Origin of the sequence: uncultured Duncaniella sp., assembly GCF_910577345.1 — a bacterium.
GTDB lineage: Bacteria > Bacteroidota > Bacteroidia > Bacteroidales > Muribaculaceae > Duncaniella.
This window is the reverse complement of the sequence record NZ_CAJTMT010000011.1, coordinates 26,408-50,290: the sequence shown is the minus strand read 5'-3', so window position 1 is coordinate 50,290 and position 23,883 is coordinate 26,408. Positions and strand designations below refer to the sequence as shown.

Below are 23,883 nucleotides of genomic sequence, written 5' to 3'. Positions count from 1 at the left end.
CAGAAACAAAGAGATACCATGAGATTTGTCGCATTGCTTGTCACATTAGTGCTATCGACAGGCATCATATCGTATTCAGGAAACATTTATGTATCGGCTTCCGGAGGTTCTGACAGGGCTAACGGTAGTCGTGAGCATCCATTGCAGACGGTAGGAGAGGCGTTGAAGCGCGCCCGCGAATGGCGCAGGTTGAAAGCGCCGGAAGCTGCCGACGACATCCGCATCATTCTTGACGGAGGGGTCTATCGTCAGACCTCCCCGTTGTTCCTACGTCCGGAGGACAGTGGAAATCAGAAATCAGCGACCGTTATATGTGCGCCGGAAGGAACCCGTGCGGTCATAAGCGGTGGTGTTGAGGTGACGGACTGGACGCGTGGGTGTGACGATTCCCGTGTGGCCCCGCATCTGCGCGACAAGATATGGGTGGCGGAAGCTCCGCTCAACGGCACGCGCATCGTCGAGACGCGTCAGCTCTACGTCGATGGTGAAAAAGCACAGCGCGCATCGCAGTTCGCTCCCGGAGTCATGGAGCGGATGGTTGATTTCAATACCGAGGACCGCACTATCACTGTCCCTACACCCGAATTTGACCTGTCAAAGGCCCGTCAGCTTGAAATGTTCGTGCATCAGCGTTGGGCCATCGCCATTCTCCGCGTCAAGGATATGAAGGATGACGGGAACGGCAACACTGTTGTCTCTTTCCATGACCCTGAAAGCCGTCTGGAATTCGAGCATCCCTGGCCGCAGCCGGTCATCGGTGGTGAGCGTGGAAATTCATCCTTCTTCTTCGCCAACGCACTCGAACTCCTCGACGAGCCGGGTGAATGGTATCAGGACTATCCCTCGGGCCGTATCTACTATTATCCCTCGACAGATGAGGATATGAACAACCGGGAGGTGGTGGTTCCGCTCCTTGAAACGATTCTTGCGGTTGAAGGAAGCCGCGAACGCCCTGTGTGCGACATCCGTTTTGAAAATATAGATTTTGAACACGCATCATGGCTGCGCCCGTCCCATGAGGGACATGTGACGCTCCAAGGAGGTTTCAGACTTCTCGATGCCTACAAACTCCATATCCCCGGCCTCCCCGAAAAAGCTGAGCTTGAAAATCAAGCATGGATCGCACGTCCGGAAGCTGCCATTACCGTCCGCCATGCCTCCGGAATTGATTTCATAGGGTGCGGTTTCCGCCATCTCGGAGCGACCGGTCTCGACTATGTGGCTGCGGTCAGCAATTCTGCCGTCAATGGATGCACCTTTGAGGATATTGGCGGAACCGCATTGCAGATGGGCACCTTCCCCGACGGCGGATTCGAGACCCACGTCCCCTACGTTCCTGCAGTGGCTGAAGATATATGTCGCGACATAAAGGTTACCGCCAATACAATCCGCAACGCCACCAATGAGGACTGGGGTTGCGTGGGCATAGGAGCGGGATATGTGCGCGACGTCACGATTGCCGACAACGAGGTATCGCATCTCAACTACTCAGGTATCTGTGTGGGGTGGGGATGGACCGCACTTGAAAGCGGTATGTGCAACAACCGAATCACCGGCAACCATGTCCACCATTTCGCAGCACAGCTCTATGATGCCGGCGGTATCTACACTCTCTCCAATCAGCCCGGTTCAGTCATCAGCGGAAACAGGATTGAAAATCTGATTGATGCGCCCTACGCGACCAACAACCGCGCGTTCTACATCTATTTCGATGAGGCTACCGATGGCTATACGGTTGAAGGGAATCACTGCCCGAACCCTGAATTCGGATATAACCGCCCCGGCCCGAAGCTGATTGTCGGCGACAACGGACCGCATATAAGCGTGAAATAAAATACAGTGACTCATAATTTTTCTGACACATATATTAATAGTATACTCCAAAACTGACTACGATAATCATCAACGATGAAACCGACCAATTATCATTTATTCGATTTTCTTGATTTCGATATAGATCTCAAACGTGACGAGTCGCTCTGGAAAGCTTGCGCTCCTGTTGCGGTAGAATGTAAGGATGGCGACGTATTGATTACTGTCCCTTTCCAGAAACAGGTGCTTGCCAATGATATGGCAGCCGACGAAGCCGTCCCGCGTGAAAACCACACTCTGATTCTGCGTCAATATGGCCCGAAAATCCTTCGTGTCTTCATGGGATTCGGAGTGCTTTCAATGGCCGATGATTCCGAAATGCTCATGCTCAGTGAGCGTGTCGGGAAAATGCCACTGACCGCCTCATTCAGCGATGGCGAGTGGATAATCTCAACCGAGGCCGACGGTGTGCGCCGCGCTGTCATCAATATGCGTGAGCCTCTGCTCGACCGTTGGAGCACCCTGCTTCCAGACCCGCAGGAAACGCTCGATTTGCGTCTTTTCCCGGACGGAAAGCGTGAGATACGCCTTGCTGCCTACGACCATTTCTCACCGCCCCGCTACGATGCTCTTCCCATCGCCTACTGCAAGCTCGACGGGGAGAAAGAGCGCGCCACCCTCTCGTTTGAATGCAAGCCTGACGAATGTTTCGGCGGCACGGGTGAGCGTTTCGCAAAGATGGATTTGAGTGGACAGACATTCTTCCTGAAGAATCAGGACGGTCAGGGTGTCAACAACCGTCGTACATATAAAAACATCCCCTTCTATGTGTCGAGCCGTATGTATGGCACATTCTACCATACGACCTCACACTGCAAGCTCTCGCTTGCCGGACATTCGACACGTTCGGTGCAGTTCATGAGCGATCAGGCCTTGATTGACGCATTCGTCATCGGAGGTGACTCGGTTGAGGAAATCATCCGTGGCTACCGCGACCTCACCGGCTATCCGACAATGCCGCCGTTGTGGAGCTTCGGTGTGTGGATGAGCCGAATGACATATTTCAGCGCCGATGAGGTCGAGGAAATCTGCGACCGTATGCGCGAGGAGCATTATCCTTGCGACGTGATTCACCTCGACACCGGATGGTTCCGCACCGACTGGCTTTGCGAATGGAAATTCAATCCCGAACGTTTCCCGGACCCCGAGGGATTCCTGCGCGGACTTAAGGAGAAGGGTTTCCGTGTATCTCTCTGGCAGTTGCCTTACGTTGCGAAGGATGCCGAGCAGATTGATGAGGCCCGTGAGAACGAGTATATCGCCCCGCTCACCAAGGAGCAGGCATCGGAAGGCTCCAATTTCTCCGCCCTCGACTATGCCGGAACAATCGACTTCACATATCCAGCAGCCACGGAGTGGTACAAGGGTCTGTTGAAGGAGCTTCTTGACATGGGGGTAGTCTGCATCAAGACCGATTTCGGCGAAAATATCCACATGGATGCCAAATACAAGGGGATGAGTCCCGAACTTCTCAATAATCTTTATGCGCTCCTCTATCAGAAGGCCGCCTACGAGATTACTAAGGATGTGACAGGCGACGGAATTGTGTGGGCGCGTGCCGCATGGGCTGGTTGCCAGCGCTATCCCCTCCACTGGGGCGGCGATTCGTGCAGTTCTTGGGACGGTATGGCCGGTTCGCTCAAAGGCGGTCTCCATTTCGGACTGTCGGGCTTCGCGTTCTGGAGCCACGACGTTCCCGGATTCCACACCCTTCCCAACTTCATGAATTCGGTCGTGCAGGACGATGTCTATGTCCGCTGGACACAGTTTGGTGTCTTCTCGTCACACATCCGTTATCACGGCACCGGCAAGCGCGAACCGTGGCACTATCCTGCCATCGCGCCTATCGTGAAGAAATGGTGGAAACTGCGTTATGCGCTCATTCCTTATATATATGCCGAGAGCGAGAGGGCCTGTGTCAGCGGTGCTTCACTCGTGCAGGCACTCATCTTCAAGAATCCCGATGACCGCACCTGCCGTCACATCGACGACCAGTATTATTTCGGCGACAGCTTCCTCGTGGCTCCCGTGATGAACTCCGAAAACCGCCGCGACATTTATCTTCCGGAAGGGAAGTGGGTAAACTTCTTCACCGGCGAGGTTCTTGAAGGGGGACGCTGGCTCAAGGATGTTGAGGTACCTCTCGAGGAAATGCCTGTCTATGTGAAGTATGGAAGCGAGATTCCATTCTATCCCGAGGCGGTAGACTGCACTGACCAGATGGATATGGCCAATACGGTAAGTATCCTTGTCGATGAGAATTTCAAGGGTATCTGGAATGAAAAATTATTTAACGCCTAATCTCTTTTGCAATGAAAACCTGGAAAGAGAATCTTGAAGAGACAAAACAGCACTATATAGATTGGTGGAACCACAAGGGGATTGTCCTCAACATGTGGGAACACTTTCAGAACGGTGTGAAACCTCACGCCGACATCCCCGCACCGAAAGAGCCGGTCAGTCTTGACCAGAAGTGGTTCGACCCTCAGTGGAGGGCGGAATATCTCGACTGGTATGTGGCCCACAGTTCGCTGAAAGCCGATATGCTCCCCGTCGCCAATACACAGCTTGGTCCCGGTTCGCTTGCGGCCATACTCGGAGGTGTGTTTGAGGGAGGACCTGACACGATATGGATTCATCCCGACCCGAACTACACGGATGAGATAAAGTTTGATGAAAACCATCCCAACTGGCTTCTCCATAAGGAGCTTCTTAAAGCCTGCAAGGCAAAAGCGAAGGGGAACTATTTCGTAGGTATGCCCGACCTCATGGAAGGACTCGATGTGCTTGCTGCGATCAAGGGAACCGACAAGGTGCTTCTCGACACGGTCATGCAGCCCGATGTGCTCGAACGGCAGATGCAGCAGATAAACGACATATATTTCAAAGTCTACGATGAGCTTTACGACATCATCCGCGAGGGTGACGAGATGGCTTTCTGCTACTTCTCTTCGTGGGCGCCCGGAAGGATGTCGAAACTCCAGAGCGATATATCGACAATGATAAGCGTGGAGGACTATCGCCGCTTCGTGCAGCCCTTCATCCGTCAGCAGTGTCAGAAGATTGACTATACCCTCTATCATCTCGACGGCGTCGGTGCGCTCCACCATCTTCCCGCCCTGCTTGAGGTTGAGGAACTTAATGCCATCCAGTGGACTCCCGGAGTGGGTGAGCCGCAGGGAGGTTCACCTAAGTGGTATGACCTCTACCGCCGCATACTCGACGGAGGAAAGAGCATTATGGCCTGCTGGGTCACTCTCGATGAGCTTAAACCTCTTCTCGACAACATCGGAGGCAACGGTGTGCATCTCGAAATGGACTTCCACAATGAGGATGAGGTCGAGCAGGCAATGAAGATTGTCGAGGAATACCGCTACCGTCCGGCAAAGGTCCGCGAGGAGAGCGACGTGATAAGCATAAAATCCGGAAAGGATGAGGCCTTTGATGCCGATGCAGAGGTTGCCCGCATAATCGAAAAAGTCGAGAGCGAAGCGGCTGAACAGTCGGCATCTGAGGCTGCAAAGCTGCCGGAATTGGACCGCGAGGCTCCGCTCTTCAAGGAGATGGAGAAGAGAGTGCTGGTGCTTGACGGAGCAATGGGCACCATGATTCAGACTTACGGACTCGCGGAAGATGATTTCCGTGGAGAGCGTTTTGCCGGACATGACTGTTCACTCAAAGGCAACAACGACCTTCTTGCCATCACACGTCCCGAGGTGGTCCGTGAGATACACAAAAAATATCTCGAAGCCGGTGCCGACATCATCAGCACCGATACTTTCAATGCCCAGCGCATCTCCATGGCCGATTTCAGGCTTGAAGGTGTGGCACGCGAAATCAACCTTGCTGCCTGCCGCATCGCGCGTGAGCTTGCCGATGAATATACCCGCAAAAATCCCGCGAAGCCGCGTTTTGTGGCCGGTTCGATGGGACCGACGAGCAAGACATGCTCACTGACCTCGGAAACGGTTCAGCCCGGTTGGGGAACCTTCAATTATGACACCCTGTATGATGCCTATCTCGAACAGGCCGAGGCATTGATAGAGGGTGGGGTGGACATGCTCCTCATCGAGACCATCTTTGATGTGAAGAATGCGGAAGCTGCCATAAAGGCTGCCACCGCAGCTATGGTCAAGAGTGGAAAGACCCTCCCGATAATGCTCAGTTTCGCAGTCAAGACGGCCGCCGGTCACAATATGCTCGGCCAGTCCGTCGTTGATTTCATCCAAGGGTTCAAGGATTATCCCGTGATGTCGGTCGGAATCAACTGCGTCAGGGACATACGCGAGATGACTCCGCTGCTCGTGAATCTCGGTGTGCAGACCGACTATCCTGTGAGTGCCTATCCCAACGCCGGACTTCCGGATGAGAATGGCAACTATTCGCTCACCCCGGAGATGTTGCAGAAAGCCGTCTGGCCTCTCATTGACGGCCATGTGCTGAACATAATCGGTGGATGCTGCGGTACTACTGACGAGCATATCCGCAAGCTTGCTCAGACCGTCGAGCCTATCGCCGGTCTGTGGATGTCGCCTCACCGTCCGGGTAGTGATTCCGGATTGGTGAGTACTATTGTAGAAACGGCAGTAGAGGAAAAGAAGACAGTGAAGTCACCTTTGCGAAGCGTAGTTCCGCAGATTCACGGTGTGGAGTGTGACTGCTGTCCGCCAACGGTGAAAGTTGAAGCTGCAGCCGAGGAAGACAACGGAGTCTTTGATGCTATCGTTGCCGGAAAGGCCGACGATGCAGCCAAAGCCACCCGTCGCTTCGTTGACAGAGGCGTGGCACCGCAGGAGATAATCAACAATCAGATGATACGCGCCATGGCCGAGGTCGGACAGCGTTTCCAGGACGGCAAGGCATTCGTCCCGCAGTTGCTGATGGCCGGACGTGCAATGAAAGCAGCTCTCGAACTTCTGAAACCGATGCTCGCCGGAGGTGCTGCCTCGACACTCGGAAAAGTGGTCATAGGGACGGTCAAGGGTGACCTCCACGACATAGGCAAGAACCTCGTTGCGTCGATGCTTGAAGGCTGTGGATTCGAGGTCATCAATATCGGTATTGATGTTCCTGCCGAGACATTCGTTGAGGAAATCCGCAAATCGAATGCCGACATTCTCTGTATGAGCGCCCTGCTCACGACAACTATGACATATATGAAAGATGTGATTGACGCTTTGACCGAGGCAGGACTTCGCGACAAGGTGAAGGTGATGGTGGGTGGTGCGCCCGTCAGCCAGCATTTTGCCGATGAAATCGGGGCCGACGGTTACAGCGACAATGCCAATACTGCCGTTGCTCTTGCCCGCAGACTTGTCGGGGCGTAAACTATATAAGGAGGAGATACGAAAGGACATAAGCGCGGAAGAAACGGAAGTTTCAGCGTCTCAGGTATTCTTTTGATTCTTTTGCTCTTTTGTTCCTTTTGTGTCAAGACTCCAAGATGAATTGAAATTCTAACTTTTTACCCTAAATCTAAGAAAATATAGAAACATGAACGATTTGTCAATGCGACCGATGGACTGGGTTGTCCTCATCGCTTACTTTGTGGTTCTCCTTGCCATTGGCCTGTGGGCCAGTTCCAAGACCAAGAAAGGTGCCCATAAGTTTTTGGCCGGAAACTCATTGCGCTGGCACCATATCGGATTTTCGATGTGGGGCACCAATGTGGGACCGTCAATGCTCATCGCCTCGGCGAGTGCAGGTTTTGCCGCAGGTATAGTATCCGGCAACTATGCATGGTATGCCTTTGTGTTCATAGCCTTGCTTGCCTTTGTGTTCGCCCCGCGCTATCTCGGCGAAAAGATTACCACGCTTCCTGAATTCATGGGAAAACGTTTCGGTGAGTCGACCCGCAACATGCTTGCATGGTACACGATTGTCACTGTCCTCATCTCATGGTTGGCGCTGACACTGTTTGCCGGCGGTATCATCATTCGTCAGGTGTTCGGTATCCCGATGTGGCTTTCGGCCTTTATATTGCTTGCAATCTCAGCTTTCTTCACCATCATTGGCGGACTTAGGGCTATTGCCTACACGAATGTCTATCAGATGGTACTTCTCATCCTCGTCTCGGCCACGCTCACGATTGTGGGCATCTGGCATCTCGGCGACCACTCGGTGGCCGGAGGTATCAGCACGCTTGCCGATTCGAGTGTTGTCCCCTCGCATTACTGGAACCTCTTCCAGCCCAACGACCACAAGGAGTTCCCTTGGCTTCCGATTCTGCTCGGTTATCCCATCTCCGGCCTTTGGTTCTGGTGTACGGACCAGTCGATGGTGCAGCCGGTCCTCGCAGCCCGCGACCTTAATGAAGGTCAGAAGGGTGCGAATTTCACCGGGTGGCTGAAGATTCTTGACGTGGCCATCTATATCATTCCCGGCGTTGTCTGCTTTGCCTTGTGGAAGAAAGGCTTCTTCGGCGACGCGCTGATTGAACCTGACCATGCCTATATGACACTTGTGTCCAACCTCTTCCCCGTCGGTATGGTCGGACTTGTAATTGCCGTGCTGACTGCAGCTCTCATCAGCACCATCGGTTCGGCCCTCAATGCTCTCAGCACCGTGTTCACCATGGATATTTATGTCAAGAATATCCGCACAGACGCAACTCCGCAGGAGATTGTCCGCACAGGCCACATCGTGACTGTCGTCGGTGCGCTTGTCTCGATTCTTATAACCATTGCCGTTGACAATATCAAGGGTATGGATCTTTTCAACGTGTTCCAGTCTGTCCTCAGTTTCATCGCACCCCCGATGGCTGCGGTGTTTGTGATGGGTGTGTTCTGGAAACGCTGCACGACGCTTGCCGCAAACATTGTCCTGACCTTCGGAACCATTTTCAGTATCGGTTGCGGTGTGCTCTACCTCTGGGTCATCCCCAACGCTACGGAGCATGTGCATTTCATGATGCTTTCGTTCCTGATTTTCGTTGTGCTTATCCTGACAATGGTAGCCATCAGTTTCATGGATAAGGCCACTGCCGAGCGCGCACCGATGACTGTTATCAAAAACAAGATGTCGGTCGGCGTGCAGATGGCATGGCTGTCGCTTGCGATAGTGATGATTGGACTCTATGCGTTCTTCAACGGACATTAATGCAGGAGGACTGACGTAAGATACTAAAAAAAACGGAAGTCCGGGGCTTATGGCTGTCCCGGACTTCCGTTCGTTTTGTAGTCAAGCTACTTTTTAGAGAAGGTACTGTCGTCGACATTGAAGGGATTGGAAACTGACGGGCTTATCGTCAGGAAGGTCTATCCGGAGGTGCCACCGAGGGTGGAATATGCATTGACTGCACTCGGGAAGTCGCTGATTCCGCTGCTCGGCAATCTTGTGAGCCGGGCAGTGGACAACTATGATGCCGTAACCGGGTGTAGGCGTGACGGTTCGGATGTCCGAGATGCACAATAAGTGCCGGTGAACGAAGCGTACTTATTGTATGTGGCGGTAATTGTCTGACAGTGAATATACTTCGATTTTAGAATTATTTGCGGCGGACTTCTTGTATTGCCCGCGGGAATTTGTTACTTTTGCAAGCATATATGTAATTTATTCTCGGTAATACCATTCATAATCATGACTACTACCTTTAAATCTCCACTTAGCGGAATTATTCCTCCTCTCGTCACTCCACTTCTCGGTAATGACACCCTCGACGTTGCCAGCCTTGAAAATCTTATCGAACACCTGATTGCAGGTGGTGTTCACGGTCTCTTCATCCTCGGCACCACCGGTGAGGAGCAGAGCCTCAGCTATCGTCTCCGCAAGGAAATGATCAAGGAAACCTGCCGCATCAACGCAGGCCGTCTTCCTGTGCTCGTATGCGTGACCGACACTTCGATTGTCGAGAGTGTCAATCTCGCGAAAGTTGCAGCCGACTGCGGAGCATCGGCAGTTGTCAGCGCCGCTCCCTACTATTTCGCTACCGGCCAGCCCGAGCTTGCTGAATTCTATGAGGATATGCTTCCCCAGCTCCCCCTCCCGCTTTTCCTCTACAACATGCCGAGCCATGTGAAGGTCAATTTCTCACCCGCGACCATCCACCGCATTGCTGAAAACGAGAAGGTGGTAGGTTTCAAGGACAGCTCCGCCAACATTCCTTATTTCCAGTCGGTGATGTACACGATGAAGGACCGTCCCGACTTCTCGCTCCTTATGGGTCCGGAAGAGGTGACAGGCGAATGTGTGCTTCTCGGTGCCAACGGCGGTATCAACGGCGGTGCCAATATGTTCCCGGAACTCTATGTAGCTATGTATAATGCAGCCAAGGCACAGAATGTGGCTGAGGTGTGGCGTCTGCAGCAGCTCATCATGCAGATAAGCACTTCAATCTACAGCGTCGGCAAGCATGGTTCAAGCTACCTGAAGGGTCTGAAATGTGCATGTTCGCTTCTCGGCGTTATCAAAGACGACTTCGTTGCTGCACCTTTCCATAAGTTCAACGAACCCGAACGCCGCAAGATTCAGGAAGCCCTTGACCGTCTCCCCATCGAGAATGGCAAGCTGATTTTCTGATTTGCTCAGCGCTAAGCTATAACTAACTCATTCTCCACTCTCCTTTTCTAATTTCCATCTTTCCTCTGAATCTTACCCTAAATTAACAACTCCCTTTCCCTATACCATGAATATAATCGACCTCGTCGTGTTTCTTGTTTTTACAGTGGGCACGATTTTGTTCGGCTACCTTTTCGGCCGTAAAAAGCAGAGCAGCGAGGAGTTCACGCGCGGTGGAGGCAAAGTGCCCGGCTGGGTGGTTGGCCTCTCTATTTTTGCATCGTTCTGCAGCTCCATTTCATTTCTCGGATATTGCTCTTCTGCATTCATGGGAAACTGGAATGCCTTTGTGTTCACACTGTCAATCCTCCCCGCAGGATTGCTTGCAATGCGTTACTTTGTCCCATTTTACCGTTCGCTCGGCAGCATCAGTGCCTACAGTTTCTTTGAGAAACGATTCGGTCGCTGGGCGCGTCTGTATGCGTCGGTCTTCTATCTTTTCACTCAGGTTTGCCGTTCGGGTGCCATCCTGTTTCTCCTTGCCGTCCCGATGAATGTGCTGATGGGTTGGAGCATACCGCTTGTCGTGACTTTCACAGGCATAGGTATCATACTCTACAGTCAGAAAGGTGGTCTTAAATCAGTGATATGGACCGAGGCATTGCAGGGAGCCATTCTCATTGTCGGCGCATTGATATGTCTGGTAATGCTGCTGAAGGGTATGCCGGAGGGTCCGGGTCAGGCGTTGAAAATCTGTATGGAAAACAATAAGTTCTCGCTTGGCAGTTTCGGCGACAGCCTGATTGAAAGTACCTTCTGGGTATGTCTTATCTACGGCATGTTTACCAACCTCAACAACTTTGCCATTGACCAGAGCTATACGCAGCGCTACTGCGCCGCTCCGTCGCTCAGCGAGGCCAGAAAGAGCGCCTTCTGGGGTTCGCTTCTGACACTTCCAGTCAATCTCATTCTCTTCCTTATCGGTTCATGTCTGTTTGCCTTCTACCAGGTGCATCCCGGTTCGCTTCCCGAGGGCATTAAGAGCGACTATGTATTCCCCTACTTTATCATCAACGAACTTCCCGTCGGTCTGATCGGTCTGCTTATCGCTTCGATTTTCTGTGCCGGAATGAGTACGGTTGCCACGAGTGTCACCTCGTCAGGTACAATCGTGCTGACCGATTTCTATTCCCATTTCTTCCCCAATGCAAGCGATGAGCGCAAGGTGCTTGTGTTGCGTCTGGCAAGTGTGGCGGTCGGTATTCTCGGTATAGGCGTGGCTCTCTGTTTCCTCCTTGTCGACAATGCGCTCGACGCATGGTGGGCATTGAGCAGTGTATGTTCGGGCGGTGTGCTCGGCATGTTCCTTCTCGCATATCTTTGTCCGAAGGCCAAGAAGCATCATGTCGTCCCCGGTGTCATCATCGGTGTTGCCTCACTCATATTGATAGCATTGCAGACCAAGCTCACTGACTGGTGGGGCATCCCTCAGTTTGTCCACATCAATCTGAGCATCGTCATCAGCACCCTGCTTATCTTCTTTGTCGGCTTCCTTCTCGTGCAGTTCATCAATAAGGAGGAGGACAAGAACGCAGCTTGTCTGGAAGCTGAATAATCAGCGTTGATTGAACAGAATATTCCATAACAGTCAAGCCCCTTCCGAACCACGGTTCTGAGGGGGCTTGACTGTTTCTTGACATTGAATCAAAACCAATAAAGTATAAAAATTGTTATCAAGTTAACAATTGATGTATTTTTATTCTAAATGGATGACCTATTTATTATTATCGGACTTATTCTTTTGAACGGCATATTCTCGATGTCGGAAGTGGCGCTCATATCGGCGCGAAAATCAAAACTCACCTCTGATGCAAGAAATGGCAACCGCAATGCCTCGACCGCTCTTGAGCTTGCCAATGAACCTGACCGCTTTCTCTCAACGGTGCAGATCGGAATCACACTCATCGGTATTCTGACCGGTCTTTTCTCGGGTGCTACGATTGCAACCGAACTTGGCAATTGGCTTGCACAGCATGGTGTCGCCCCGAAGATAGCTTTGAATTTGTCGAAGGTTGTGATAGTGTCTGTCGTGACCTATCTTTCAATAGTGGTCGGTGAGCTGGTGCCGAAGCGCATCGGTCTTGGCCGGGCCGACACGATAGCCAAGATTGTGGCAGGCCCTATGAAGTTGCTTTCAATCATAACTTTCCCTATCGTGTGGTTGCTTTCGGTTTCTACGGCCGGTATCGTCAAGCTCCTTCGCCTCGGTTCGGAGACCTCAAAGGTGACTGAGGAGGAGATTAAATCGCTGATTCAGGAGGGGACTGAGTCGGGTGAAGTGAAGGAAGTTGAGCAGGACATCATGGAGCGTGCCCTTGTTCTCGGCGACTGCCGTATCGAGGCCATCATGACGAGCCGTAAGGATGTGGCCTGTCTGACTGTCGGGATGGATGCCGGAAGCATCCGGAAAGTGCTTGCTGAGGAGCTCCATTCGACCTATCCGGTGTTTGACCGCGAGAAGGAGGAGATATGCGGCGTTATTTCACTGAAACAGTTGATTTTTGCACTCGATGAACCGGATTTCAAGATTGAGCAGCACCTCATACAGGGTCTTTCACTTCCTGAAAGTATGACAGTCTACGATGCGCTCGATACGTTTAAGTCAACCCGCGAACATACGGCTCTCATCTACGACGAATATGGATGTTTTCAGGGTGTTGTCACTCTCGGTGATATTCTCGACGGCCTTGTCGGCGAGTTGCGTGAGGGTGCGGAGGAGCCGGTCATAGTCAAACGTCCGGATATGGATGAGTGGCTTGTCGACGGGCAATGTCCGGTCTATGATTTCCTTGCGTTTTTTGATAGGGAGGACCTCTATCATCCGTCGAGCTACACTACTCTGGGCGGATTGATTATTGAGAACCTTAAAAGAGTCCCTTCAGCCGGCGATGTCCTTGAATGGAACGGCTTCCGCATGGAGGTGGTCGATATGGACCGTGCAAGGATTGACAAAATCGCAGTCTCGATGAAGGAGCAGGATAGCGGGAAAGCAAATAAGGGGGAGTGAGGATAAGAGGGCTGATAAGTCAAATAGGCCTAATAAGTCAAATAAGCCTAATAGGCCTAATAGCTTTATAAGCCCAATAAGTCTAATAAGCCCAATAGGCCTAATAAGGGATAGATTTAATAGGGCCAATAGGCATCAGGTTTTCGCTGATTGCCTATTGGCCCTATTTGGCTTATTGGACTTATTGGGCTTATTAGACTTATTGGGTCTATCAAGCTTATTAGCCTTATTAAATTCTATCTCCCTTCCTTCGTGAGATTTTCGAGTTGCTGGCGGAGTTTGGGGTCGGAGGGGCGTTTGGCGTAGCTCTCGACTATCTTGCCATCACGGTCAATGAGCATGATGCGAGGCACACCGTGGATGTTCAGTTTGCCGAGCAGGGGAGAGTTGAAGCCGTCGGGAAGGTTCACGCTCAACACTCCGGGAGTGTGGGGCTTTTCGCGGATGATCTTTTCCCATGCAGCATAAAGCTCCTCGCCGGTGTCGACAGATAGCGAGATGAATTTCACTCCGCGACCGTCGAAAGCCTTGGCCACTTCGTCGAAGTAGGGCATCTCGGCACGGCAGGGAGCACAGCCTGTGAACCAGAAGTCGAGAATCACATAATCGCCCTTGAAATCTGAGAAAGCATATTCCTTACCGTCAACATCCTTGAATGTAAATTCCGGCATTTGTGTGCCGGCCGACACATTGGCTTCAGCCGCAGCCTTTTCGGCATATTCTTTTTCGAGAGCCGACAGTCTTGAGCGGGCGTCAGCATCGGTAATGAGGGCTTTCACCGTCGGAAGCTGACGGCTGAAATCGTTCAGATAGTTGCGTTTCAGCGTGAGCGCGAGGAGATCTGTGAGATAGTGGGAGCGCACTTTTTCATTTTCGATGGCATTGGCGAAAATCGACATGTAGTTGTCATTGTCGACAGGAAGCAGCCCGCGGCTCTCTTTTGTCTCAAGTGCGCTGTTCACCACGTTGAACCATTTCGGAATCGCGAGTATGCGCGAGTCCGTGAATTTCAGAGTGTCGAGGAAATTGTAGAAGTCCTCGCCGATTTCGATTTTCTTACCACCGGGGCGGAAGGCTTTCGCCAGTGTCAAGCCTCCGAGACGTTGGTTGAGGAAGGTGTAGCGGTTATAGAGCTTGTGCATCGCTGCAAATTCCCCGTCGAAACCTGATGCGTCAATCAATGAGTCGAGCGATGCAATGGCCCGCTCGTTGTAGTCAACCCACTCCGGTGAATATGTCTTGATTGATTTGGGGGTACGGCAGATGTAGGCGTTATCCTTGATGAAACGGTTGATTTTCTCATTGCTGCCCGCAACGGTCACTCCGTCGTTGGCAACAGTGATGTCGGTTGTCGAACCGGGGGAGATGAAGACAGGGTAGAATGTGCCGTCGGCCGATACGAGACGATAGTAGGCCGGGGAGTCGTTGATGGTGATAAGCGTGTCGGGGGCGGTCACACGGCTGTATTCAAGCGCTGTCTCCGGTTGGAAACAGATGTTTTCGCCGGAGCGGTTGCTGATTTTAACAGTTGCAGGTGTTGCAGCGGATGCATGGAGGCATAGTCCGGCACCCAATATGATTAATTGTGAAAGAATCAGACTTTTCATTTGCTATTCTGTTTTAAGTCGCTTGTCTGCATTGCTTTGAGCGGGAAGGGGAAGGTGAGAAGCGTTGAGGTCGGTGAGAGGGTGTAGGTTTCGCCTTCAAACACCTTGGTCTGCGTTTCGTTGAACTCTGTTGCAAAGCGGCGGAGGTCGAAGAAGCCGTTGTAGGTGAAGAAGAGTTCACGTTTGCGCTCCTCGCGGACAAATTTCAAGGCTTCGGTTGCATCGGTGGTGTTGAGTCGGGTGTAGCGCGCGGTGATGTTGCGGTGTGAACGCAGCATGTCGAGATAGGCCATTGATTTTGCGATGTCCTCCGGAGAACCTTTGCGTGCATAACATTCGGCAAGCATCAGATAGACTTCCGAGAAGCGCATACCCGAGGGATTCCAGCGTATGCCCATCGAGGCGAACTCGCGGTGACCTTCGGGAGCTGTTTCATGGGTACGGCGATAACGGATGCAGTAGAGTTCGCGGAGGTCGGCGTTGGGCTCGAAGAGGTTGATGACATCGGAGCTGAGATACATCGGGAAGGGGTCATTGTAGGTGGTGCCGAACTGATAGAGGAGGTTTTCAGAGGCATCATATCCTTTCTGCACACCGTTTTTCCAGATGCTTTCGATAGCGTCGTTGAGGCCCATGTATTCCGGACGGTCAATGGCGCGGTCAGTTCCGTAGGCCATGAGCAACTGCGGAGCGTAGCGGTTATACTCGTCGTTCATGTTCCACAGTTCGTGATGCCCGGCCGGAGCTTCCTCCAGTGCGGCGAGACAGGCAGCGATACATTCGTCGATTTCGCGTTTGAAAAGATGGACCTTTGCTTTGAAAGCATAGCCGAAAGTCTTGTCGGGACGGAAGGCGTTGAGCGCTACATGCGGGAGGTCGTTGACAGCCTCGTCGATGTCCTGCTGGATGAAACGGTAGACATAGCCTACGCTCTGCTGAATCCCCTTCTCCTCGATGCTCTCAAACATTTTCTCCCTCACGATGATGCCGTTTGTCGCGTCAGCAGTAGCCGGGTCGTAGGGCTTGGCGTAGGTGTTGACGAGGAAGAAGTAGTTGTAGGCTCTCATGATTTTTGCCTGGGCAAGCGCGAGGGTCTTGTCCTCCTCAGGGCCTTTGGCCGTGTGGACTTTGCTGACAATCACGTTATAGTTTGTGATGCGGTTGTAGCAATTGTTGTAGAGATAGTCATTGATGGTTACCGACGCACGGTCATAGCTGTCGTCCCAAAGGAAGCCGGCAGAGCGAAGTGGGGAGGTGTAGTTTTTGAGTTCCTCGACCTTATACCATGAGGCTTCGTTGCAGATGTTGAGGCTGTTGGCGTGGTCGTAGGTCGGCGAAATCTCTTCGAGCAGTCCGAGATAGTCGTCGGTGGTTTCAAGGAGGGTTTTGCCTTTCGGTTCAACATCGAGATAGCTGTCGCATGACGAAAGCAGCATGAGTGAACCTGCAAGTATGGCTGATATGTTGGTTCTGATATTCATGAATGTTTTCAGGTTGGATTAGAAATTGAAGTTAAGACCGAAGATATATGTCGGGCGTTGCTGATCGGTTCTGTAGCCTGTGTTGGCATTGAATGCTTCCGGGTCGATGTCGTGTTTGTTGGAAGCCCAGTGGCAGAGATTGTCGATTTGGAAACGCACCTGCGCACCCTTGAATGCGTGGGTCTTTTTGAGCAAGCGCGTCGGGAAGGTGTAGGCGACACCGATGTTGCGAAGTTTGATGAACGATGCGCTTGCGGTGTTGACATCGGCGTAGCGCCAGTGTTCGTTGCGCTCACCGCTGTCGCCGTGGATGCCCATGACGGGAATGTTGGTGTCGGTGTTGTCCTCGGTCCAGCGATCGACGATGTCCTCGCTGACGGCTCCGTCGAGGAGCTTGTGGGTAGAGTCATAGAGAGTGGGCACGTCGAGTCGGAGCGAATGGCCTGCATAGTAGACCATCTTTGCAAATACAGAGATGTCGCGCCAGCGGAAGTCGAGATTGAGCGCACCGTTCCATTTCGGGGCGAGCTGACCGACGCAGACAACAGCTCCGATGTTGCGGACAGGATTGATTGACACAACGTCGCCGTTCTGGTCATAGACCGAGGGGTTTCCATTTTCGGTCAGTCCTGCATACTTGTAGGCATAGAGGGAGTTGTAAGTGTCGCCCTGAAGATAGTTGGAAGTCGGGTAGCGCATCATGTCGAGGGCATCTGTCGGCTTGTAGTCGACTTTCTCGATTGTGTTCTTGTTGTAGGCAGCCGAGAAAGTGGTCGTGAATGTGAAATCGCGGTTCTTCACCCAGTCATAGCTGAGGTTGAGTTCTACACCGACATTCTTCATCGCACCGTTGTTGGCGCGGGCCATGCCGTCAAAGCCGAGCGAGGGGTCGATGCTCTTGTTGACGAGGAGGTCGGAACTATATTTGCGGTAGAAGTCGAAACTACCCGACAGGCGGTTGATGAGCATGAAGTCGATACCGGCGTTGACTGTCGATGTCTTTTCCCAGCGGAGTGAGCTGTTGGGAGGTGTGAGAATGATGGTGACAGGGCCATTGGAGTATGGCGATGTCGCGAATGACGCGAGTAGGTAGGGTGATGAGCTTTGGTCGACCATACCGGTGATACCGTATGTGGCACGCACTTTGAGCATGTTTATCCATGTTAAGTCGCGCATGAATTGTTCCTTATCGACGTTCCAACTGCCACCTACCGACCAGAGGGGACGGTAGCGGTACTTGGGATCGCTGCCGAAGAGGTCGGCCTGCTCGACGCGCACACTTGCGTTGAGCGAATAGCGCGAATCATAGACATATCCGGCATTGAAATATGCGGAAACGTAGCGGTGTTTCACGTCGGCTACATAGAGGTTTTCAGCTTTGGTGCGGGAGGCGGCATAGAGGGAGCCTACCACGCCTGTCTGCGAGAGGGTTTTCCAGTCGACCTGACCGTAGGTGAGACGCTGCGCATCGAAACCGTAGCGTTCGCCGATATGCTGGGTCGTCTTGTCCTCGCGGGCTTCAGCTCCGAGGAGTGCGGTCACGTCATGTTTCTCTCCGAAAGTGTTGCGGTAGTTGAACTGCGCGCGCACGTTGTAGTTGTCATAGTTGGTGTCGCGGTAATACATGCGTCCTCCCTGCGGGATATTGTAGGTGAAGCCCCCGCGCGAGTTGGCTGATGCGAATTCGTTAATCATCGAGCGCATCATGTAGGAATCGGCTTCGTCATACTCGGTCGCGTTGACCTTGCGCTTCTCATACTGGGCTTTGAGTTCGAGGTCAAGTCCGGGGAGAAGGTCGAAGTTCGCCTGCAGGAAGTATTTGGTGTAGAGGTCATCGCTGCGGTATTTGTTGTAGCCTGACTCCTCGATGGCATTGTAGCCCATGAAGTTCAGACCCTCCGTGGCATTGACCTCTTCGGCGAGTACCTGATTGTAGAGGTAGCGGTATGAGAGGTTTCCGTCGTTGTCATAGAGAGTGTCGTAGGGCATCGCGGCCGTTGCTCCGAGACCGCTTGCCTGGGTGTAGGAACTCTTTTTGAGCCATACGTTGGCACCGAGAGTGAGTTTCATCCAGGGAGCGACCTTGAGATCGTTGCGGGTATAGAACGAGAAACGGTCATCATTGTCATACTTGGTGTGGAGACCGGCTTTCTCGTAGCGGAAGGCGGCATAGAAGCTGTATTTGTCGGAACCGGCGTTGAGGGTGACGTTGTAGTCCTGACGGAGACTGTTCTGCAAGAGGTGTTTGCGATATTCCTCGCGGTAGTCGTTGCGGCGCAGGAGGTCAAGGGAGGCATTGACCTCGCTCTCGCTGAGTTCGTTGCGCGAGAGGCGATAGTAGAGCATGTCGACCTGCGACATATATGCCGCATTGGTTTTGCTTGTCTTTGTCGCGAAGTAGCCTGACGGGCTTTTGATATAGTCAGGATCGCTGAGGAGCATCTGGCGTTCGAGGTCGATGATGTCGGATGTCGATGCGTAGTGCTGATAGTCGAGTGAGGGGAGGGGATTGTAGTAAAGTCCGAGTGAGAAGTGGGCTTCGAGCTTGCGGTCGGCTCCGCGTTTGGTGGTGACGACAATCACACCGTTTGACGCGTAGACACCGTAGAGCGATGTGGCGGCGGCATCCTTAAGCACCGTCACACTCTCGATGGTGTTGGGGTTGATGTCGTCGAGGCTCATGCCGGTTGCCGGTTGACCGTCGACAACAAGCAGCGGTGTGCTCGCGATGGAGAATGAGGAGTTGCCTCGGATGCTCATCTGATTGTTGTAGATGGTAAGACCGGGGGTGATACCTTCGAGTTTCGAACTGAGGTCGGGGGCTTGTATCTTTCCGAGCTTCTCGGCTCCGACCACGACAGCCGAACCGGTGTTGCGTTCGCGGGAGATTGTCTGGAAACCTGAGACGATGACTTCGTCGAGCATGTCGGCGTTGGTTTCCATCACGATTTCGATGTTAGAGCCTGTGGTGGTCTGCACTTCTTTGTTTTTCATGCCGACGTAGGTCACGAGGAGTGTCACTTTGCCCTGTTTGGGCACTTTCAGCTCGAAATTGCCGTCGATGTCGGTTCCGGTGCCGTTTTTTGTACCTTTGACGAAGACGGTTGCTCCGGGGAGGGGTTCGTTGAGCTCATCAACGACTGTTCCCTTAATCTTATATGTCTGTGCCGGAGGAACTGCAAGGGTTGAGGCTGCAGCTTCGGCTCTCGACGGCATTGCAGGCGTGAGGAAAAGCCCGAATGTCGCTATCACGAGTGATTTGCAGATAATGTTGGTATTCTTATGCATTACTGATTTTGCTTTGTTCTGGTTTTTCGATTATTTACGGATGACGAGTTTCTTGACCATCGGCTCATTGCCGTCGGTGTTGACAATGAGGATATAGACACCGTCAGCGAGGTCAGACGTAGTGATTTCTGCATCGTGAGAGTTGACAGTCATGGCTGAGACAGTACGGCCTGACATGTCGGTGAGTCTGACATTTGAAATGTTATGGTCTGAAGTGACGGTGATTCTTCCTGCTTCAATGCTGATTTCAGCAGGGTTGAGATTGACGGATTCGAGAGCGCTCTGATTGTCGGTGACCATTATGACGGAGGTTGCGACGTGGTGTTCAGCTCCTTCGCCGATGTAGAAATTGATATAGTGGTTACCCTTTTCAATGTCAAGGCCATTGGCTTTGAGTGTGACAGTATTGCTTGCGTTGGCGTCGATTGAGAAGTCGGCTGACAGTGTGCCGGGGTAGACTGTGCCGTCGGTTTTGCTGACGGTCGCAGTCATGGTCCCTTCGCGGAGTGCGGTGCCAAGATTGGTAATCTGCACGTCAACCGATTGGTCGCCTTTGTCCATTGAGAAGTAGGATGCGTTGCCGGTCGGAAGCACTACAAGCGAGGGGAAGGTTGCGACTGTCACGTTCATCGGACGTGAGAAGGGTTTTATGTCGGCAGCGGAAGGGTTGGAAGTCAGTGAGTAGAAGGGCATGGCGAGATACTCACCGGCTTCGACATTTCTGAGGTTGGCATTGACGATGACTGAAATGCTGTCGTCGGCAGGACAGAGGATCTGAGTTGTGAAATACTTGGCATCAGAACCGTCGGCTTTCATGAGCGCTACACCTGCGTAGGCTTCGAGGCGCTGATTGCCGTTGTTGAGAATGTCAAGTGTCCAGACCTTGTTCTTTCCGGCATAGATTGTGCCGGGTTCAAAGTCGGAGGCAAGCATTACATCGGAGAGTGCGGGGACTTGGCTGAGCGTGACGTTCTCACCGTTGACAGTGGCAAGGCAGGTTGACGGACGACCGGGAACTGTGGGTATCCGGTGAAGGGTTTCCGAACCGTTCAGACGGTAGTAGAAACCGATTGTGTAGCTGCCGTCCTCAAGTTTTGCCTCGGATAGCGGGAAGGTATAGCCAGTGGAGTAGGGGCCTTGGACCGGAGTGCCTTTTAAGATTGGTGTGATGGAGCCGTTGTCGGTCCTCACAGCCCAGACTTCACCCTCAAAGTTGAAGTAGCCGATGTTGTCGACATAAAAAAACAATTGGGCGGCTGAGAGGGGAGAGCTTATCACGGATGTTGCGTCGGCGACGTAATAGGCGTTTGCATCGCGGAAATAGAGTTCACGGATGGACAGGAGATAGTCGGTCTGCGGTGTGGAGTCTTCACGTCCGGGAGGTGCGATATGGCAGATGATGGACTGGCTGTGGGTGTAGCCGTTGTCAGAACCTCCTGACGATTGCTGGGTCGGAATAATGGCGGAGAGGCTGTAGTAGCCGTCGCTCATTCCGCTCCAACCCCAGTTGAAGTGGTAGAAGCCTTTTCCGTCATATCCGTCACAGACGAAGGAATGGCCCATAGATGTGTTTCGCCCATCATAGATGACCGGACGGCCTGCCTGCACTTCGGCGGTGACTACATCGACCCATTCCTGATCCGTCATGAAACGGCGTTCGTAGTAATGGATGTTTTTATCGTAATCGAAGTGGTTGACCAATGCGTCGATGGCATAGCGGATGGCGGTCATGCTCGTATTGGGTGAATACTGCATTCGCATGGCATGACCGGCTGCGTTCATGAGTGTAGCCACGGCAAGTTTGCTGTTGTCGGGAGACGCGGAGGAGTAAGTGTCAGTCATCGCGTCCCAGTCAAAAGCTCCGACTGTAGTGAAATCAAAGGTGCGGGTGAGGCCCTGGGCATTGTCATCGTAGGTGATGGTGCCCACCGGACGCTCAGGGTAGCGGTGATGATACATCACCTGTGCTGTCGCAGTTGCCACACAGCCTGTCAGGCATCGTGAGCCTGTTGTCTTGTCGGTAGGGCAAAGGTTGTTGTAGGGGGCAGCTTGGTCCCATTTGCTTTTTAGAAGCGGGGCAACGGGCATTTGCGAATAGATGAGCGGAGTTTTTCTTTCCGTTGCGCTTGCAGTTTGCTCTGTGGGTAGGGACTGGATTTGGTCGGCATATTGCTGAAGCCATGCCTTACATGTCTCAGGCATGGATGAAAAGTCGAGTGAGCCGCTGTCGCTGTAGGCGAGGACGGTCTGCGCCCGATCGTCGCCGGCTATGATTACATAGCCGTTTCCATCATTGAGATTGAAAATGTGGAATGGTTCGTCGGCAGCTTCTGAACTTCTGCCCGTACGCTCCGTTGGGCAGGGAGTGAGACCGGCGGTCACACCGCGCTCCGCGAGAAATTTTTCAGCGGAAATGAGTGCGGCGTTGCGGTCGACGGGAGCTGCTATTATACTTGCGAATGACATCTCTGTGAGTATGCATATCAGAAATGCTCTTTTCATGGGATTCGGTTGGTTTATTATAGGACTTGTAATAATGTTATGATATATACTGTGTGATGGATGATGGGTCTGTTGTATCAAAGAACCGGATTTTGATACTTCATCAGGGTTATGGATATATGGTTTCGGAAATTTGCGGAATTGACAGAAAGGGGGGCATTTGGTGTGTATGCCCCCCTTGGTAGTGCTATAAGAGGTTACTGTACCTTATTTGACAGCAATCTTGGCTGATTCGGAGTTGCCCTTGCCGTAGACAACGACAATGTAAACGCCGGGAGTCACGTCGAGATTCATTTCGAGGTTCGAAGCACCGTTTGCAGCGGTAGCCGATGCAACCTTGCGGGCCATCATGTCGTAGACGGCTACTTCAGCACCTGAAGCGAGGAGAACGCTCTCCACATTCAGTTTGCCGTTGGCTGCGTTGACCTTGAGGGTATTGCCGTCGGCAGTCACATCTGCGATACCTGACTGGTCACCCTTGACAACCTTGAGGTAGGGGAGGTTGCTTGCACCTTCGCCGATAACACCGAATGCGTCAGACTGCACGAGGACTTTCTCGCCTGCTTTAAGACCTGAAACGACGACTGTCGCATCTTCATTACCGACGGTTGCGCTCTGGATGTTGGACCAGTCACATTCGTAGGCGTATTCATTGGCGGGGTCGGTAAGTTTAACCATGCCTACGTTGAGGATTGTGCCTTTCGCACCGTGGTTGATGAAGGTATATGTTCCGTCTTCGGGAACTGTGAAGAAGCGGTCAACGGTGTAATATGCGTCAGGATAGGTGTTTGCCGCATCGAGGACAAGGCTCTGACCGCGGAGCAGATTGTTGTTGCAGCTGAGAGTGACCATGGCATCGAGACCGACAGTGAAGACTGCGTCGGTTGTTGCTGTTGATGAGACAGTCACACCGATAATGTTTTGACCGGCCTTGACGTATGGGCCTATCATACCGTTGCCGATGTTAGTGCCGCCGGGACATTCATTATGGATGGCTTCGACTTTTTCAATATCAAGCACAGGCATAATTCCCATGTATTTTGTGGTTACCTGCGATGGATAGTTGAAATTGTAGAGATACCATCTTGTTTCACCCGGAGCTAATGTGTGGGTGGCACCGGGAGTTTCAGTCATATTCTTGGGATAATATTTGTAGAGACCTTCCCATTTAGCAGGAAATTCCATAAAAGGACTCATTCCGTAAAATCCAGCGACCTTTGGTGTGATTTTGACAAGATATTCCTGATTGGGCAAAAGGGCGTATGTATTGCTTCCTTCAGCACCCATTGGCTGCATGGCTTCTTGTCCTCCATCGCAAAGATAAATCCAGATTAGTTTGTCTGTGCCTGGACAGTCGCCCCACTGAGCGGGATTTGCTTTTGGTGAAGTTATTGTGAACCAAGCCTCGGAGGGAGCGCCGTCAAGTGTCGGGAGGAACCATCCGCCTGTGGGGAAGGGCTTTGCGGTTTCAGGTGATGTGCCGTAAACTTCATCTGCAAAGGCAGGAGCCACGCACACACATGCTGTGATGATAGGGAGTAAAAGTCTTTTCATGATGAGGGGTATAATG

The 23,883-nt window shown here is 52.3% G+C and carries 13 protein-coding genes; 8 read left to right on the top strand and 5 right to left on the bottom strand.

What is annotated here, in order from left to right; genetic code table 11:
• The first annotated feature begins 18 nt into the window (after positions 1 to 18).
• The 8 genes from QZ310_RS06550 to QZ310_RS06515 all read left to right on the top strand — a co-directional run bounded on the left by QZ310_RS06550 (position 19) and on the right by QZ310_RS06515 (position 13,435).
• Entirely contained in the window at positions 19 to 1,833 is a 1,815-nt protein-coding gene (locus QZ310_RS06550; RefSeq protein ID WP_297071638.1) for a right-handed parallel beta-helix repeat-containing protein, read from the top strand.
• Between the two features lie 75 nt (positions 1,834 to 1,908).
• Entirely contained in the window at positions 1,909 to 4,173 is a 2,265-nt protein-coding gene (locus tag QZ310_RS06545; RefSeq protein WP_297071636.1) for an alpha-xylosidase, read from the top strand.
• A gap of 11 nt (positions 4,174 to 4,184) precedes the next feature.
• Entirely contained in the window at positions 4,185 to 7,199 is a 3,015-nt protein-coding gene (locus QZ310_RS06540; RefSeq protein WP_297071634.1) for a homocysteine S-methyltransferase family protein, read from the top strand.
• Positions 7,200 to 7,365: 166 nt separating this feature from the next.
• Positions 7,366 to 8,970, top strand: a complete 1,605-nt coding sequence (locus QZ310_RS06535; protein ID WP_297071632.1) for a sodium/solute symporter — start codon at positions 7,366 to 7,368, stop codon at positions 8,968 to 8,970.
• Positions 8,971 to 9,075: 105 nt separating this feature from the next.
• A complete protein-coding gene (locus QZ310_RS06530) occupies positions 9,076 to 9,285 on the top strand; it encodes a helix-turn-helix domain-containing protein (RefSeq protein ID WP_297071716.1) in 210 nt (69 codons plus the stop codon).
• 165 nt (positions 9,286 to 9,450) lie between these two features.
• Positions 9,451 to 10,389 (top strand): dihydrodipicolinate synthase family protein, encoded by a 939-nt coding sequence (locus QZ310_RS06525; RefSeq protein WP_297071630.1) that lies wholly within the window; start codon positions 9,451 to 9,453, stop codon positions 10,387 to 10,389.
• 106 nt (positions 10,390 to 10,495) lie between these two features.
• Positions 10,496 to 11,983, top strand: a complete 1,488-nt coding sequence (locus QZ310_RS06520) for a sodium:solute symporter (protein WP_297071628.1) — start codon at positions 10,496 to 10,498, stop codon at positions 11,981 to 11,983.
• 150 nt (positions 11,984 to 12,133) lie between these two features.
• Positions 12,134 to 13,435 (top strand): hemolysin family protein, encoded by a 1,302-nt coding sequence (locus tag QZ310_RS06515; protein ID WP_297071626.1) that lies wholly within the window; start codon positions 12,134 to 12,136, stop codon positions 13,433 to 13,435.
• A gap of 236 nt (positions 13,436 to 13,671) precedes the next feature.
• Here QZ310_RS06515 and QZ310_RS06510 read toward each other — a convergent pair whose 3' ends face one another.
• The 5 genes from QZ310_RS06510 to QZ310_RS06490 all read right to left on the bottom strand — a co-directional run bounded on the left by QZ310_RS06510 (position 13,672) and on the right by QZ310_RS06490 (position 23,867).
• A complete protein-coding gene (locus tag QZ310_RS06510; protein WP_297071624.1) occupies positions 13,672 to 15,042 on the bottom strand; it encodes a TlpA disulfide reductase family protein in 1,371 nt (456 codons plus the stop codon).
• Entirely contained in the window at positions 15,039 to 16,523 is a 1,485-nt protein-coding gene (locus QZ310_RS06505) for a RagB/SusD family nutrient uptake outer membrane protein (RefSeq protein WP_297071622.1), read from the bottom strand. Before QZ310_RS06505 ends, QZ310_RS06510 begins: the two co-directional genes overlap by 4 nt.
• Positions 16,524 to 16,541: 18 nt before the next feature.
• A complete protein-coding gene (locus tag QZ310_RS06500) occupies positions 16,542 to 19,811 on the bottom strand; it encodes a SusC/RagA family TonB-linked outer membrane protein (protein ID WP_297071619.1) in 3,270 nt (1,089 codons plus the stop codon).
• A gap of 30 nt (positions 19,812 to 19,841) precedes the next feature.
• The gene (locus QZ310_RS06495; RefSeq protein ID WP_297071617.1) at positions 19,842 to 22,313 is read right to left on the bottom strand and encodes a thiol protease/hemagglutinin PrtT; all 2,472 of its coding nucleotides are present in this window, start codon (positions 22,311 to 22,313) and stop codon (positions 19,842 to 19,844) included.
• Between the two features lie 207 nt (positions 22,314 to 22,520).
• The gene (locus QZ310_RS06490) at positions 22,521 to 23,867 is read right to left on the bottom strand and encodes a T9SS type A sorting domain-containing protein (protein ID WP_297071616.1); all 1,347 of its coding nucleotides are present in this window, start codon (positions 23,865 to 23,867) and stop codon (positions 22,521 to 22,523) included.
• Positions 23,868 to 23,883: the final 16 nt, after the last annotated feature.